This is a genomic window from Thermogladius sp. 4427co (assembly GCF_051933805.1).
Lineage (GTDB): Archaea > Thermoproteota > Thermoprotei_A > Sulfolobales > Desulfurococcaceae > Thermogladius.
The window spans coordinates 350,075-365,154 of record NZ_CP196893.1 but is presented as its reverse complement, the minus strand read 5'-3'; the positions used below and the strand labels follow the sequence as shown (position 1 = coordinate 365,154).

Here is a 15,080-nt window from a genome sequence, read left to right as displayed (position 1 = left end):
ATTGTGAGGAAGCTAGTGTATTTTATAATATTAGTACTTTTAGTAGGGATCACACTGTGGTTAGTACGGCTACCGGGTATTCTACCGGAGGAGATTAGGTCTGTTATAGTAAGTTATTTTCCAGTGATACAGGTTTTTATAGCATTAATACTAGGCATATTCTTCATCGAGCTAGTATCTTCAATGGTATTCTCTAGAATAAGGCATCTAGGTAGCGAAGCCTACCTTATAAGAAATATTATCCTAATATCCGGCTATACCCTCCTAGGCGTCATAATACTGATAATACTAGGTGTAAGTGGGGAGAGTATACTAGCTGGGGCAACGTTCTCCGGCCTTGTAATAGGTCTAGGCCTGCAACCGGTACTAGCTAATTTATTCGCCGGCCTGATAATTCTCGGAAGCGGTTTCCTCAAGCCTGGTTCGAGCGTTAGGATTAGTAGTACCAGTATATCTATAAGCCCGGTCCTGTTCCCAGCGTATAAGGCTTTCAGCATGGATACAGTAGTTCCCTCGTTAAAAGGGATTGTTATCGAAGTAGGTTTAATGTACACGAAGATACTACTTGTTACAGGGGAGCTTGTTAAAATACCTAATTCAACTATATTCTCAGGGAGTATAGTTATCGAAGAAGTCGAGGAAGAGAAAAGATTCCAGGTGAGATACGAGCTTCCCGTGGAATGCGATCCTGTTGTAGCTATTGAAACAATTAGGAAGTACCTGGAGGACTTAGGCGTTTTCAAAGTATTAGTTGAGGAGCAGAGCGATAAGAACTATTATATCATCCTGGTCTCGGGAAATACGCCGCCTAAAGCTAAACTAAGAGAGTTTAGGAGCATGGTCTTAACCAAGATTATACAAGCCCATAGAGAGCTGAAGAAGAAAGGCTTGTGCACGATATAATCGGGCCGCCGGGGGCATCAGCAACCCAGGAGCTTCCAACCCTATGTTAGCGACTTGACCCGGTTGTAGATAGCCTGTAGAGAATTATACTCTTCAATTAACTTTCTCTCTCTAAACTCTGCTAACGCCTCTTCCAGGAGCTCTCTCAGGTATGGGAGCGTTACGATAGTAAGGTACGTGTAGTATGTTTCAATATATTTTAGAGTTAGAAGATCAGCGCTCTCTGGTTTTTTAAAATTCTTTAGAAGCCAATCCGTTTTATCTATGGCGTCCAAGAGTTTCTGGATAAAGTTTTTGACGAGAACTTTATCAGGACTGTATGGGACTAGTTTAGCCAAGTCTATAATATCCTCGTAGTCGTCTACAAGCTTCTTGAGGAAGCTTAGTAGGTCGTTTGGATGCGTTATATCCATTTTCCGCCCTTTGGAATTCCTTATACTGCTTTCCTTACTGTAGCGATACTATTATCTGCTACACCGTTTCTAACGAGTTCGTCGGGGTGGGCGAATACTGTGTTTTCATCGCTTGACTCAAATACTTGAGCAGTATACACGAATTTCTTCTTACCGGCTACTACTAGTTCAACCCTGTCCCCGTCCGATATACCCAGTAGTTTCGCTAGTTCCGAAGGTATCTTCATTTTATCCGGGCTCAAGCTAGGATCGTGCCTCACCCTTACTCTTTTTTCTCTAACACTCTTCTCTTTCTTCTTCAACTCGCTAGCAGGCGGGACTATAGAGAGAAGCTTGTTTATATCGACCTTGCCGGGACTACTTTTTTCTTCGCTCATAGGTCTCAGCTCACATCATTCTATTCTCTATTAAATATTTAAATATGATATCGCCTAATTCGTTTATACTTACTCTAATCTGCTTCTTCGAATCCCTAAACCTAAGTGTTACAGTATTATCGGTTAACGACTGATAGTCTACTGTTACAGCATACGGTATACCTATCTCATCCGCCCTAGCATACCTCCTCCCTATACTACCCTCTTCATCATAGTATACTCTAAGACCAAGCGACCGCAGCTTGGAAGCTATGCTTGTAGCTAGAGATACCATTGCTTTATGCTCTTCTCTCCCTCCAGCTAGTAGGGGGAAGACTGCTACCTGGTACGGGGCTATCCTAGGAGGGAGTCTTAGCAAAACCCTATCCTCCATCTCGCTATACGCGTATTCTAGTAGTACGTACAAGAGCCTTTCTACTCCGAAAGAGGGTTCTACCACATGTGGGATGATCTTCTCGCCGTGTACAAGCACCTTCTCTTCTTTTACCTCGAAGAACTCGCTACTAATCTTTAAACCGCCTACTTCGACATAGCCTTTGCTAGCTAGTTCTTGGTATAATTCATCCTGGTGCTTACTCTGCAGGTATTTAACTACATTATTGAACTCGGGGCCTAGGGTGCTAGAGAGCTTCCTATAGTCAATTAACACCCTCCTCTTAATTGTTTCAATAGGCTTCTCATATTTCTTGAAGAAAGTCATATCTGCACCGCTATACTCCATATGCCTCTTTAAATCGTAATCAGTCCTGTATGCATACCCTGCTATCTCAATCCAGCCGAATTTCTGGGTGTAAACCTCCTGGTCGAATGTCTGCGCCGAGTAGTGTGCTCTCTCATGTGGGAGTTTCTCGACGAATCTTATCTTATCGCCTGGTATCCCGAGGGATCTAACGAATTTGTTACCTAGACCCATCCAGAACGCTAGCCACGGGTTTTTCACAATTCTTCTCCTAATAGTATCTCTCACGGTTACTCTAATAGTTTCCTCAATATTTTTCTCGCGTGCTTCGGCTGGTATAACATTCAGTTCCTCGTCTTCTACGTAGGATATGTATTCTTCAACTTCTCTCTCGCTTTCAGCCGGGTCGTGGAAGAATTCGAGCTCCATAATCGTGAATTCTCTAAGCCTCATCAGCCCCTGCCTAGGCGATATCTCGTTTCTAGCTACCCTACCCACTTGTGCGATACCGAGGGGTAGCTTATTCCTGGCTATATTAAGTACTGTTTTGAAATTAACAAACATCCCTTGTGCTAGCTCAGGCCTTAGATAGCCTAGCTGTCCTTTGTAAGGCCCTATCTCCGTTTTGAACAAGAGTAGTGCGTTCTCGGGTTTCGACAGGTCTCCACCACACTCAGGGCATTTCAAACCTTTTTCCACAACGATCTTGTGGAGGGCTTCTAAACTCAATCCTTCAACGTTTAAGCCGGTTAAATCTCTAATAAGGTGGTCTGCTCTATAGACGCGCCCACACCTAAGGCAGTATACTACAGGGTCTGTGAAACTCTCTTCGTGCCCGCTCGCTTTAAACACTATCTGGGGGTTAATCAGAGGCGTCTCTACTTCAACCATGAAATCGAAGGAGTATACAAATGTTTTCAACCATTCTTCGATAATATTCCTTTTAATGAGCACGCCTACAGGACCAAGGTCGTAAAAGCCTGCTAGACCCCCGTAGATTTCGTATGATACCCAGTAGATACCCCTCTTCTTGCCGAGCTCTACTAGCTTATCGTATATGCTAGCCAATACAGTCACGCCCAGAGGTTTACTAGATACTTTTAGGGTGGTTTTAAAATAAAATAAAACCCTTAGCTGATTCCTGGCGGTGTTGGATGGTCTGGCGCCACCTTTTACAGAAGAGTAAACCATTCGGATGTATTGAGAAAGAGGATAGTAGCCTAGTGTTCGTTGGGGTACCCATGGATTCCACAGGGACGTATAGGGGTGGAACCAGGCTTGCACCAGATTACATAAGGGATGCTGCGTGTAATATAGAGTTGTACTCTCTTTTCGCTAGGAGAAGCCTAGAGAATATTGGGTTAGAGGATTTAGGCAATATTGTAATTCCCCCGGGCGATCTCGAGCACTCTCTCGAGAATATTGAGCTAGTTGCTAAAGGTATGAGGGATGATTACGGGGATTCTCTCAAAATATTTATCGGGGGAGAGCATTTGATTTCGATGCCTATTGTAAGAGCATTAAGGGATAGTATCGATACTATCGTAGTATTCGACGCACACCTCGATGCTAGAGACGAGTACTTGGGCTCTAGATTGAATCATGCGACTTTTGTTAGGAGACTGCTTGAAGAAGGCTTCAGGATAATACACATAGGTAGCAGAGCGTTAAGCTATGAGGAGGCATTACTCACCGGATCCTCTGTAGAGAATCTAGAGGTATACGATATAGAGAATACTTCGAAAGTAGACGGCATTAGAGAGCTAGGCTCTATCTATATCAGCCTCGATATGGATGTACTAGACCCCTCTTACGCTCCGGGCGTAAGTAATCCCGAGCCCTTAGGGATGTCGCCGAGAGAGCTTATTCAATTGCTCCAGGTTATTATTAAAAAATCTAAGGGGATAACTGGTCTGGATATTGTAGAGGTTAATCCAATGGTCGACCCCAGCGGGGTTACATCGATACTAGCTGCTAAAATAGTCTTGGAATTCATAGGGTTAGTATTAGCTAGAAGCCGATTCCATAAACCTCCTGGCTTCGTCTAGTGATGCGAAGAAGCCTAGTCTTTTAGCAACGTTCTTCACGTAGTCAGAATTTAGGAATACTACGAATTGCTTAGCGGCCTCAATATTCTTCGAGGTCTTCGAGACGTAGGCAGGCGTATAATATATGCTAGTATTATAGCCGCACTTCCAAGGGTATACGATGTTTTTAGTATAATTTTTAAGCTGTCCCATGAAGTTATTCCATATGAATGCTGCATCAACGCTGCCAAGCTTATACCATGTAACTAGCTGGGCTATATCGTTTGCTACCACTATCTTACCCCTTATAGTATCGGCGTTAGAACTCTGGTTGATAATCTTCAACGCCTCTAACCCGGCTGGGGCTACATCAGGGTTTGCTATACCGACTCGGATAGGATAATTAGCCAAATCGTCTATGCAGGTGATATTGTATGGAACAGTGGATCGTATATATAGGAGAACTATTTGATATCCTACGCCAGTCGTAGGCTCCGGGTATACGAGACCCTGGTTTAAAGCTTTCAAACCCCAGTCTTGTGAAGCGAATACTACTACATCGAGAGGAACCCCTTCTCTAAGCTTACTGAATATTACGCCGGATGCTTCGTAAGACACTTGGACTTTTATACCTGTCTGGTTTTCGAAGAATGGTATCACATTGTCGAATAGAGGCTTAGCAATAGGGGCAGCATCTACGATAATAACCTTCTGCTCCATGCCCAACTGTCTAGCTCCGAGAAACAAGTATATTGCGTAAGCCAGGCCTATTACTATAATAGCTAAGATTACTACAAGGTATAGTCTCCTCATATACACCGCCCTTTAAAACTTATAACGGCTGGATATTTATAAATTTTAATTAATCGAATAACTATTCGTGCTGGAGATGAAAAATATGAATAAAGCTATGTTAATAATTTTATTAACATTAATAGGCCTATCACTCTACGTGCTGATCGGTATAATACTGAGTATAGGATTTGAAAGGCTGGGATCAGCATTTACAGCATGGGAGTTCAGGTCTTCCCTCCTACTGAGTTTGATAGCTGCTTTCACATCTACGATTATAGCGACTCCTATAGCGATATTCCTAGCTTATATAATTTCGAGGAATAAAGGGCTAACATCCATACTTGTCGAATCAATTCTCACAATACCTTTCACGATGACTCCTGTCGCCGTAGGTAGCCTAGTCCTTATTTTCTTGTTGAAGACCCCTCTCGGGAATTGGTTGAACGCATTCTTTAATTTCCTATTCTCGTTAAACGGGGCTATCCTAGCACAGTTCATCCTATCTCTATCCGCTATGATAACCCCGCTAGTGGAGACATTTGAATCTATTAGTATCGAGTATGAAAACGTGTCTAGGACGCTAGGCCACGGCATCTTCAGCACTTTTATATACGTTGTCCTCCCGATGGCTAAACGAGGCGTTATCTCCTCGGTGCTAATAGGTTTTACAAAGGCTTTCTCGGATTTCGGTGCTACGGTCATGCTGGCTGGTGCGATCATCGGTAGGACGGCGACGCTTCCAGCAGCTATATATGTTGAAATGAACTCTGGGAATATCGAGCTAGCTTTCGCAATGATCCTGCTATCCCTTATTGTATCGTTTATAATAGGGTTTGCTACGAGACTTTGGAGAGGGTAGGAGTTGGAGGCTGTCGGACTCCTTGTAAAAGATCTAGTAGTCGAGATAAAAACGTTTAGGCTGGTAGTAGACGAGCTGGTTGTAAGAGATGATGAGATAGCTGTTATAACAGGCCCTAATGGCGCTGGTAAAACAACACTTATAAAAGCTATAGCAGGGCTTATCAAGCCTTCTAGAGGGCTTATTACCATAGGGGGCGAAGTAGTCTTTAAAGCCTTCGGCAGGGTCGAGGTGAATAAGCCGCCTGAGAAGAGGAGGGTCGGCTACTTACCCCAGAACCTGCTATTATTCCCCCATATGACTGTCTACGATAATGTAGCTTACGCTATTAGAGGCAGGGGTATTAAACCGGACCCGAGGCGTGTCAGGGAAATACTTGAATTCGTAGGTTTGAAAGGCCTTGAGAAAAGGAAGCCCGGCGAGTTATCATACGGTCAGCAGCAGAGGTTAGCGCTAGCCAGGGCTCTAGCGGTTAATTCAAGGCTACTGCTTCTCGACGAACCCTTCTCAAGCATTGATATCGATTCTAGGCGCGAGCTCAGGAAGGAGATTGCTAGGTTAATTAAGATACTTAGGATTCCAACACTGATAGTCTCACACGACGTAGAGGATTCTAGTATAGCAGATGCATTTTATTCTATAGACCGCGGTATTCTGTTCAAGAAACTCTAAATAGCTTTCACTAGCCTGTAAGGTCTCGCAATCTTGTATATTATTTCGTACGTGCATCTCGGGCACTTGATCCTTCCTCTGAAAACCTTCATTTCCTCCTCGTCGAAAATATATCCGCATCTACCACACTTGTATTTAACCAACTATCGTCCACCTAATCCCTTGCTTCTAATACCTAGACAAGTTTTTAAGGTTAACAACACTAATAGAGTTAGAGGAAGTGTCTAGATCAGGTTGGATAGGATAATGGCTATTGACGAATCTAAATGCGGAGGATTACCGCCAGAAGTATGCGAACAACTAGAAAGAGAGGAACAGATCATTAAAATAAGGCTGGATATGAGGAAGTTTGGTAAAGCCGTAACAGTCATAGAAGGCCTTCCAAACGATAAAGAGGTTCTTAAGAATATTGCCAAAACGTTGAAAACTAAGCTGGCGGCAGGAGGTACTTTCAGAGAGGACGAGGGCCTTATCATGCTGCAAGGCGACCATAGGCATAGAGTGAAAGAGATCCTTGTAAACGAATTCGGGTTCCCGCCAGAGAATGTTATTATAATAGACTAAAAAAAGGTTAGAAAAAGATATTTTTATTCTACTCTTCCAGCCTGTCTTCCAACCCTAGTGCTTCAATTATCTCCTTATACCTGTTTCTCACAGTTACCTCCGTGACCCCGGCTACATGAGCTACTTCTTTCTGGGTTCTCTTCTCTCCTGCTTGCAGAGCAGCTATGTATACTGCTGCGGCTGCTAAACCTGCAGGGTCTTTTCCAGCTGTAATACCTTTATTTCTAACTTTATTCAGAATCTCCGTAGCGTTTTTCACGATCTCACCGCTTAAACCAAGGGCGTGTGCGATCCTCGGTATAAAGTCGATAGGGTCTACAGCTGTAACCCTTATCCCGAGCTCTTTCAGTAGCAGCCTATAGCATCTAGCGATCTCTTTCCTAGGTATCCTCGTGTATTTAGTTATTTCGTCGAGAGACCTTGGAATCCTGTGGGCTCTGCTAGCAACGTAGACAGCCGCTGCGATAACACTCTCGATGCTACGCCCTCTTACAAGCCCTTTCTCAACAGCCATCCTATAGATTCTAGCAGCTTCCTCTCTCACATGGGTTGGGAGATTTAGTAGCTCGCTAATCCTATCTAGTTCGTTGAGGGCCTGTGCTAGGTTTCTATCAATACTAGTCTGGATCCTTGTTCTAGCCTGCCACCTCCTTAGTTTCTGTAATTGGGCTTTCTTCTCGATAATCTTCCTCCCCGAAGCATCTTTATCGCTGTAATCGATAGAAGTAGCAAAACCCATATCGTGGACAGTACTCGTTATAGGCCCTCCGGTTCTAGCCCTTTTCTCTCTTTCTTCCGGCGTAAAAGCCCTCCATTCAGCCCTCTCGTCTATAATCCTTTCTTCTATAACCTCCCCTGTCTCGAGGCAAACATATTCTCCTTTCTCGTGGTCGAATATAATCTTGTTAGGAGGGCATTTCAGGCTATTACTAGTAGAACCTTCTTCAATAGGTTTTTTAACGCTCAAGGAAGGGTCACCTCTATACTAGTAGATAAAAATTTAAACATGATCATAATATGGCACTATTTTAGCTCTAATCAGGGGGGTTAATAAACTTTTCGGTCTGAAAATTAATAAACTACTAAAGGATATAAATGGTTACTGTAGCCGGGTCGTCTAGCGGCCAAGGATGCGGGGCTTTGGTCCTCACATGGGGAGAAACCCCGTGACCGGGGTTCGAATCCCCGCCCGGCTACTAATTGCTGGTAATAGGTGTATTAGTTGACGGAGCTAGTGTATCAGAACGACTCTTATATCAAGGAGTTAGATGCTTTAGTAGTTAAATCCGTTGGAAACAAAGTTTTCTTAGATAAGACGATATTCCACCCGCGTAGCGGTGGGGTAGAGAATGATAAAGGATTCCTGGTATACAGGGATATCTCCCTGCGCGTGGAAAACGTCTACTACGACCGTGAAACAGGGGATGTAGCCCATGAGCTGGTTGGGGACACTGTCCCCAACCCGGGAGAGAAGGTTAGGCTGGTACTCGACTGGGATAGGAGGTATAGGTTAATGAGGCTGCATACAGCAGCCCATATCATCTCAGGGATCATGTACAGCAGGTATAATGTGTTGATAACAGGAGGCAATATATCACCAGAGTACGCTTACGACGACTATAGCCTGGATACAGCTGATAGAAGTATTTTCGAAGAAGCTGTTCGCGAAGCAAACGAGGTCGTCAAGAAGGGGTTAGAGGTTAAAATATATTGGCTACCATACGATGAAGCAATTAAAATCCCGGGGATCGTTAAGCTCGCTTCAAGAGCTCCCCCTAGGCTGGAAAAACTGAGGATTGTCGAAATACCTGGTGTAGACATACAAGCAGACGGGGGTCCGCACGTCAGGAATACCAGCGAGATAGGGGAGATCGTACTGCTAAGGGTTGAGAACAAGGGGCGTGGTAAGAAAAGGCTGTACTTCACGGTTAAACCGTAACCAATTTTTGCTCGCGTATTTTTATTATTCTCCTGATAGTATTAGGAGCGTTATCGTAATGAGGAGTACGTTGCATCTAGTCGCATTCACACTCATTCTGGTAACAGGCTTAACGGTAAGGCTAGTCTTTACACCTTATACTGCTGGGAGTGATATAGCCCAATTCGCGGGCTTTGCCGATACATTACTGAGACACGGGCTTGGATTCTACGAATATGCTGACGCGAAGTACTATAGCGAGGAAGGATGGCCATACAACTGGCCTTACGTCTACGGACCGCAATTCCTGTTGATCATCGCGCCTCTAAGAGCGTTATTCAACAACCCTGTTAGAGCCTTCTGGGGAAATGGAAACTACTACGTATATATCCCAGAAGATTGGATAATAGCATGTAAATCGGTTTTCATATTTTTCGATGTCGTCTCAGCTATATTAATCTATCTAATTCTAAACGAGAAGAGTGGTATAAAATATGCTTTAACCGGTATGGCATTATACTTCCTGAACCCAGCTGTAATATATACCTCATCGATTTACGGGATGTTTGATCAAATGGCGTTAGCACTCCTACTCTTCTCGATATACCTGTTTTCAAGGAATAGGCTGTTTGCTAGCTCCTTCGCAGCCGGTGTCGCAGCTTCAACCAAGCCTAATGCAGCTTTAGCATCTATAGGAATCATAATGAGTATGCTATTGTCCTCTAGCAGGAGAAAGACAATACCCTGTCTAGCGGTATTCCTCTTGGGGGCTCTGGTCTTCTACATACCTTTTCAAGTATACTATGCTAACACGATACCTGCTGCCTTAAGACTAGTCTTAGCAACAGGTAGAGCTGGCTATGTTGAGCCTATAGTTTATAGCTTCAACGGCTTTTCGAGCCTAGCCACATACATGCATAAATACAGTGGAGGAGACTACTCCTGGATCACAGGGTATTGGTGGATTCCTTTTAGCATATTTGTATCCATAGCCTTGTTTAGAGCTTTTAAATCGAAAAAGCATAATGCTGCAAAGGATTCACTACTCTTCTACCTGCTTTTCACTAGTTTCTACTGGAGGGTTAACTACCAGTATCTAGTGATTTCGATAGGTTTATCGGTGCTCAGGATATGGGAGAAGCCTAGGAAACTCGTTTACCCCTTAGTCTACTCGGTCTATGTCGCTTTATGGACTTTTATTTTCCCCACAAGCTGGTGGGCACATGTACATATCGAGCATCCTAACTACAGCTTATGGAATATCATGGACATGTTTAGCCTAATGGTTTTCGACGAAGGAGTCTACGTAGTATACTCGCTTATCCTAACAGTTATATCAATTTTATTCCTAGTTGATGAATTAACTACTTAGCACAATAGTAGGATATTTCTTCTAGCTCTTTTATATCGAGATCGCCTAGGTCTCTGAGCGTTTCACATATCTCCCAGGGAAACACAACCCACTTGTCGGTAATCTCCCAATAATAGTCTGGTAGCATAGGGCTCCATTTCTTAACGTATATAGCAAGGCTCCTGACATCTCTAGCGCTGAAATTCGATAAAAGGTTTAATGCTGTCTGCATAGTCCTACCCGAGTCGACGACGTCGTCGACAACAAGGATATTTGAGTCCTCTATATCCTTCAACGAGATCTGGTATACTACGGGTTTCTCACGTGTCTTTCCAACTTCCTTGTAGAATTTTATCTCTATTAAACCGATCTGACTAATGCCTAGGAAATCAGATAGTATTCTTGCCGGGATATATCCTCCTTTAGCAATAGCTACTAGCATATCTGGTTTAAACGATTCCCTAACCCTTTTGGACATTACAGCTAGTGCTCTATGTATTTCATCCCATGAAACATATCTTAGCTCAGGCTTCCTCTCCATGTTTTTGCACTATAGGTGGCTAGATTTATAAATCATAATAGACCTCATGTTACTAAGGGCACTTGGTTAAATACATTTTTGTAACAGGAGGAGTCTTATCTAGTTTAGGCAAGGGTGTTGTAGTAGGTTCTATAGGCCTGCTCCTAGAACGTAGCGGTTTCAACACTGATACTGTGAAGATAGACCCCTACCTGAATGTTGATGCTGGCACTATGAACCCTTATATGCATGGCGAGGTATTCGTAACCGAGGACGGTGGCGAGACAGACCTGGATCTAGGTCATTACGAGAGGTTTCTCGGGAAATACATGTCGAAGCTCAATAATATTACGGCTGGCCAAATATACCTGTCTGTCCTAGAGAAAGAGAGGAGAGGAGACTACCTAGGCCAGTGCGTTCAGGTTGTACCACATGTTACCAACGAGATTAAAGAGAGAATTAGGCATGTGGCTAAAGCTCGTGGGGCTGATGTCCTAATAGTAGAGATAGGGGGTACAGTAGGAGATATTGAGGGTCTGCCTTTCCTAGAAGCGATAAGGCAGATGAAGTTGGAGGAAGGCCCTTCTAACACTATTTTCATCCATGTAGCACTAGCGCCTATTATCACAACAGGAGAGTTGAAGACAAAGCCTGTTCAACACAGTGTCCAGGAGTTGAGGAGGATCGGTATCCAGCCGGATATAATAATCGTTAGGTCTGGGAGGGCTCTAAACGATGATGAAAGAGCTAAGATAGCATTGTATGGGAATGTGCCTCCTAAAGCAGTATTCAGCGACCCTGATACGGATTCTATCTACGAAGTACCTCTAATACTGTACAAGGAGGGCTTACTAAGCTATATTCAGGAACTGCTTGGGCTACCGCGTAGAGAACCAGAGCTTAGTGATTGGGTGGATTTCGTTGAGAAAACTAAGAAGTACAGGAGGAAGGTTAATATCGCGATGGTGGGTAAGTATACGAAGGTTAGAGATAGCTATATCAGTATTGTTGAAGCCCTCAGGCATGCAGCCGCACACCTAGGTATAGGTCTCAACCTGGAGTGGATCGAATCAACAGATATAGAAAACGGTGTCTACGACCTGAGTAGAGCAGGAGAATTAGAAGGAGCTATCATACTACCGGGTTTCGGTAGACGAGGGACTCTAGGCAAGATCGAGTTTATAAAAAGGTTTAGGGAAAGCGGGAAACCTATTCTAGGGATCTGCTTCGGTATGCAGCTAATGGTTGTAGAGGTAGCGAGGAATCTCCTCGGTCTAAAAGATGCTAATAGCACAGAGCTAGACCCTAATACGCCGCATCCCGTAGTAGATATGATACCTTGGCAGAAGAATATTGAGAAAATAGGAGGGACGATGAGGCTTGGAGCCCGTAGAATAAACCTGGTTAGAGATAGCATTATATGGGGGCTATATAGAGCAAGCCCGATATACGAGAGGTTTAGGCATAGGTATACCCTTAACCTGAAATACGTTGATCAGCTCGAGAAAGCAGGCTTGAGAATAACTGGGTGGAGCGATGAAGGCTTCGCCGAAGTAGTAGAATTAAACAACCACAGCTTCTTCCTAGGTGTGCAATTCCACCCGGAGTTCAAGAGCAGGCCTTTAAACCCAAGCCCTGTTTACAAAGGTTTTCTCCAGGCTGTTCTAGAAGCTGCCCGAAGTGATTAATAAAAACCTGGATACTAATCTTTTATAAAGAGCCGGGGTGCCCGAGCGGACTAAGGGGGTAGGCTCGAGTTCCGGCTCTGCTCTGGGAGACCTACTGCCCCTTCCTGGGGCGCGCGGGTTCGAATCCCGCCCCCGGCGCTACCCTGAAGCCTAGCTTCTAGCTTAAAACCCCATGATATTATTTAAGAAAATAATTGGAGCGGGGGTGCCCGAGCTAGGTCAAAGGGGTCGGGCTCAGGACCCGATGGCGTAGGCCTGCGTGGGTTCGAATCCCACCCCCCGCATTCTAGTAGAATAGTGTTAGAACCGGGTTGTGTTAGACTAGGAGCGTTTTCCCGCAGACAGAGTTACAGGTATTCAGAGGTTTTCGAAACCACTGCCAGCAGGCCTAGCCCTTGGCCTAGGCTCGTTTGCTACACCCAGACTTTAGGGGCTCGATCGAGCACAACGCCACGGGGGTCCTACCCGGACTTCTAGCCTGGTTCTAACAGTATAGCGGATTAAAGGAGTCTAGGTGCTTAAGAGATATTTATGGGGATTTGGAGCGTTATCTAGAAATTCGCGGTAGCTGTATTAGACGGTAAAATACATGGTCTAGCTTAGTTCGGCTACTATTTCAGCTTTATCCTTTAGTATAATTGCTTTCCCTCCGGTTGGTTTAACAAGTACCGTCCCACAGACCTTGCAGCGGGCAGGGTAGGTAGAGTGGCTGAATACAATGTTTTCGGCACCGCACACCTTGCAGATTACTCTATAGAACCTGCTCTTAGGCTGGGGTACTGGGATATGTCTTTTTTTCAACTACTTAGTCACCTCAACTAATTCGACTTTCTTAAGCCTGATACCCTTCCTATGAATAATGTAGCCGCATTCTTTACACTTTAATTTCAATACTACTTTCTTTGTTGTTTTAGCAAATCTCTTCTGCTCGGCTTTCCTCTTAGAACCATAGCCTTTCTTCTTCCTAGCATACCTTCTCTCTCCTTCGGCTAGACTCCTCCTCTTACCGTGCTTGTATATTGTAACTATATGCTCGGTATGCCTCTTACACCTCGGGCAGTAGGTTACTATAACCTTTGGGATCTTCAAGTGTAAGCACCTCTATCAATACCATTTTATAAACGATTAAAAAGGTTACCACCTTTTATCCTTCATCCCCAACATGAAAGCTATGTTATTGGTTGCTATATGGAGTATTGCTATTAAGATAAGCGAGGAGAGTACCATGGTCGGCTGGGATGCGAAGCTTTTATCGGCCAGCATATATAGGAGTGTAGCGGCTAGTGCGAAATCCAACTGGTCTACTAGAGGCAGGGGTTCGCCGGGTTTGATACCAAGCCTCCTCTTAACGAAAGCACCTGCCAGGTCTCCTATGAGTGCTGATATCGAACCCCCTATGTTTAAGAGTACCAGGTAGGGGTCCTGGAATACTACTCCAACCATGCTGGAGGATAGCATACCCATGGTAATACCGGATAGAAAACCCTCCCAGGTCTTGTGTGCTCCGAAGATAGGTTTCCCGTCTAAGAATCTCTTGTCAGAGTCTATCCTCTTAGAGCCTTTAACTAGTAGAGGAGCGCTATTGGAGACCATAGGTGTAGCATAGTATTTGAAGACGAACTCGACGAAGCCCCTAATAGCATTATACAAATTCGGCACCTCTATCGCTAATCCTGAAGTACGCTTTAAATTTCCTATTATAGGGCTTCTCCATTAATAAAAACCTCTTAGAGTCCTCTAATCCTACTTGGAAAATAGTGTCGAAGTAGAATTCGATAAGCTTAAACCCGGAAGCCTCTAGCTCACCGTTCTCGCCTGTCCTCACCTGGGCGGATGCTAATACTCTCCTATCCCTGCTCGTATAACTATATAATCGGCCTAGGACGAAAAGGTATTTCGAAGTCGCATTAGGGTCTAGGGCAATAGGTCTGTATAGAGCGTTTATACTGTCTATGAAAAGGTATTTGAATACAGGCATCATCGTTGTCTTGACTACTAGTTCTATGAACTGGTCGAAATCTAGTACGTCAACGAATTCTACATTATAGTATGCTTCGCTGGCTCTAGCAATTTTCTCATAGTGTAAAGTACCCTCGGTGCTTATATAGACGCATCTGTTAACCCTGCATAACTCGCGTGCTAGAGTTAGCAGGATATTCGTCTTGCCGGAAGCCGCTGGCCCGTAGAATAGGGTTGTGCGCGAGTTTCTCACGATATCTAATAGCCTTCTCAGAATGCTTGCTGCCACTGCTGGAACCTCTCCTGCCTGGATCAAAACTTAATAGAGTTAAAGCGTTTAATCAAGGTATTGTAA

At 44.2% G+C, this 15,080-nt stretch carries 19 protein-coding genes and 3 tRNA genes; 11 read left to right on the top strand and 11 right to left on the bottom strand.

The features are described 5' to 3' along the window. The first annotated feature begins 3 nt into the window (after window positions 1–3). Complete coding sequence (locus ACSU1N_RS01975) at window positions 4–903, top strand: mechanosensitive ion channel family protein (RefSeq protein WP_440059945.1); 900 nt, start codon at window positions 4–6, stop codon at window positions 901–903. A gap of 41 nt (window positions 904–944) precedes the next feature. Here ACSU1N_RS01975 and ACSU1N_RS01970 read toward each other — a convergent pair whose 3' ends face one another. From ACSU1N_RS01970 to glyS, 3 genes are read right to left on the bottom strand one after another with little or no spacing between them, the layout of a single operon-like run. Beyond that, window positions 945–1,316 (bottom strand): hypothetical protein, encoded by a 372-nt coding sequence (locus ACSU1N_RS01970; RefSeq protein ID WP_440059944.1) that lies wholly within the window; start codon window positions 1,314–1,316, stop codon window positions 945–947. A gap of 20 nt (window positions 1,317–1,336) precedes the next feature. Continuing rightward, entirely contained in the window at window positions 1,337–1,693 is a 357-nt protein-coding gene (locus tag ACSU1N_RS01965; protein WP_440059943.1) for a hypothetical protein, read from the bottom strand. Window positions 1,694–1,703: 10 nt separating this feature from the next. Continuing rightward, window positions 1,704–3,440, bottom strand: a complete 1,737-nt coding sequence (gene glyS, locus ACSU1N_RS01960) for a glycine--tRNA ligase (protein WP_440059942.1) — start codon at window positions 3,438–3,440, stop codon at window positions 1,704–1,706. An 86-nt stretch (window positions 3,441–3,526) separates the two neighbouring features. On the opposite strand from glyS, the gene speB reads away from it, so the two are divergent. Continuing rightward, window positions 3,527–4,420 carry an agmatinase gene (gene speB / locus ACSU1N_RS01955; protein ID WP_440059941.1) on the top strand — a complete coding sequence of 298 codons (894 nt, stop codon included), beginning with the start codon at window positions 3,527–3,529 and terminating at the stop codon, window positions 4,418–4,420. Here the strand turns inward: speB and modA are convergent. Further along, window positions 4,379–5,212, bottom strand: a complete 834-nt coding sequence (gene modA, locus ACSU1N_RS01950) for a molybdate ABC transporter substrate-binding protein (protein WP_440059940.1) — start codon at window positions 5,210–5,212, stop codon at window positions 4,379–4,381. The two genes, speB and modA, sit on opposite strands and share 42 nt — an antisense overlap. Window positions 5,213–5,309: 97 nt before the next feature. On the opposite strand from modA, the gene ACSU1N_RS01945 reads away from it, so the two are divergent. Then, the gene (locus tag ACSU1N_RS01945; protein WP_440059939.1) at window positions 5,310–6,053 is read left to right on the top strand and encodes a molybdate ABC transporter permease subunit; all 744 of its coding nucleotides are present in this window, start codon (window positions 5,310–5,312) and stop codon (window positions 6,051–6,053) included. Between the two features lie 3 nt (window positions 6,054–6,056). Continuing rightward, a complete protein-coding gene (locus ACSU1N_RS01940; protein WP_440059938.1) occupies window positions 6,057–6,725 on the top strand; it encodes an ABC transporter ATP-binding protein in 669 nt (222 codons plus the stop codon). On the opposite strand, the gene ACSU1N_RS01935 is transcribed toward ACSU1N_RS01940, so the two are convergent. Further along, window positions 6,722–6,868, bottom strand: a complete 147-nt coding sequence (locus ACSU1N_RS01935) for a DNA-directed RNA polymerase subunit P (protein WP_440059937.1) — start codon at window positions 6,866–6,868, stop codon at window positions 6,722–6,724. The genes ACSU1N_RS01940 and ACSU1N_RS01935 overlap by 4 nt on opposite strands. 103 nt (window positions 6,869–6,971) lie before the next feature. Here ACSU1N_RS01935 and yciH point away from each other — a divergent pair, with 103 nt between their 5' ends. Then, the gene (gene yciH / locus ACSU1N_RS01930; RefSeq protein ID WP_440060320.1) at window positions 6,972–7,289 is read left to right on the top strand and encodes a stress response translation initiation inhibitor YciH; all 318 of its coding nucleotides are present in this window, start codon (window positions 6,972–6,974) and stop codon (window positions 7,287–7,289) included. A 28-nt stretch (window positions 7,290–7,317) separates the two neighbouring features. On the opposite strand, the gene ACSU1N_RS01925 is transcribed toward yciH, so the two are convergent. Further along, window positions 7,318–8,256 carry a transcription initiation factor IIB gene (locus ACSU1N_RS01925; protein ID WP_440059936.1) on the bottom strand — a complete coding sequence of 313 codons (939 nt, stop codon included), beginning with the start codon at window positions 8,254–8,256 and terminating at the stop codon, window positions 7,318–7,320. A gap of 139 nt (window positions 8,257–8,395) precedes the next feature. Here ACSU1N_RS01925 and ACSU1N_RS01920 point away from each other — a divergent pair. From ACSU1N_RS01920 to ACSU1N_RS01910, 3 genes are all read left to right on the top strand, one after another. Further along, window positions 8,396–8,485, top strand: a tRNA-Gln gene (locus ACSU1N_RS01920). Window positions 8,486–8,511: 26 nt separating this feature from the next. Continuing rightward, window positions 8,512–9,228, top strand: coding sequence for an alanyl-tRNA editing protein AlaXM (alaXM, locus tag ACSU1N_RS01915; RefSeq protein ID WP_440059935.1), 717 nt, complete (start codon window positions 8,512–8,514; stop codon window positions 9,226–9,228). 7 nt (window positions 9,229–9,235) lie between these two features. Then, window positions 9,236–10,579: a hypothetical protein gene (locus ACSU1N_RS01910; protein WP_440059934.1), complete on the top strand. Its 1,344-nt coding sequence runs from the start codon at window positions 9,236–9,238 to the stop codon at window positions 10,577–10,579. On the opposite strand, the gene ACSU1N_RS01905 is transcribed toward ACSU1N_RS01910, so the two are convergent. Beyond that, entirely contained in the window at window positions 10,572–11,099 is a 528-nt protein-coding gene (locus ACSU1N_RS01905; protein WP_440059933.1) for a phosphoribosyltransferase, read from the bottom strand. The genes ACSU1N_RS01910 and ACSU1N_RS01905 overlap by 8 nt on opposite strands. A 62-nt stretch (window positions 11,100–11,161) precedes the next feature. Between ACSU1N_RS01905 and ACSU1N_RS01900 the strand changes: the two genes are divergently transcribed. The 3 genes from ACSU1N_RS01900 to ACSU1N_RS01890 all read left to right on the top strand — a co-directional run bounded on the left by ACSU1N_RS01900 (window position 11,162) and on the right by ACSU1N_RS01890 (window position 13,050). Continuing rightward, window positions 11,162–12,766: a CTP synthase gene (locus tag ACSU1N_RS01900; protein WP_440059932.1), complete on the top strand. Its 1,605-nt coding sequence runs from the start codon at window positions 11,162–11,164 to the stop codon at window positions 12,764–12,766. Window positions 12,767–12,797: 31 nt separating this feature from the next. Further along, a tRNA-Ser gene (locus ACSU1N_RS01895) sits at window positions 12,798–12,904 on the top strand. 61 nt (window positions 12,905–12,965) lie between these two features. Continuing rightward, window positions 12,966–13,050 (top strand) — tRNA-Leu (locus ACSU1N_RS01890). A 310-nt stretch (window positions 13,051–13,360) separates the two neighbouring features. Here ACSU1N_RS01890 and ACSU1N_RS01885 read toward each other — a convergent pair. Genes ACSU1N_RS01885 through ACSU1N_RS01870 form a run of 4 tightly spaced genes read right to left on the bottom strand, consistent with a single transcriptional unit; the run spans window position 13,361 to window position 15,041 of the window. Then, on the bottom strand, window positions 13,361–13,567 hold the full coding sequence (locus ACSU1N_RS01885) for a 30S ribosomal protein S27e (protein ID WP_440059931.1): 207 nt from the start codon (window positions 13,565–13,567) through the stop codon (window positions 13,361–13,363). Further along, the gene (locus ACSU1N_RS01880) at window positions 13,568–13,855 is read right to left on the bottom strand and encodes a 50S ribosomal protein L44e (RefSeq protein ID WP_440059930.1); all 288 of its coding nucleotides are present in this window, start codon (window positions 13,853–13,855) and stop codon (window positions 13,568–13,570) included. A gap of 45 nt (window positions 13,856–13,900) precedes the next feature. Then, on the bottom strand, window positions 13,901–14,416 hold the full coding sequence (locus ACSU1N_RS01875; RefSeq protein WP_440059929.1) for a CDP-archaeol synthase: 516 nt from the start codon (window positions 14,414–14,416) through the stop codon (window positions 13,901–13,903). Next, a complete protein-coding gene (locus tag ACSU1N_RS01870; protein WP_440059928.1) occupies window positions 14,409–15,041 on the bottom strand; it encodes an RAD55 family ATPase in 633 nt (210 codons plus the stop codon). Before ACSU1N_RS01870 ends, ACSU1N_RS01875 begins: the two co-directional genes overlap by 8 nt. Window positions 15,042–15,080: the final 39 nt, after the last annotated feature.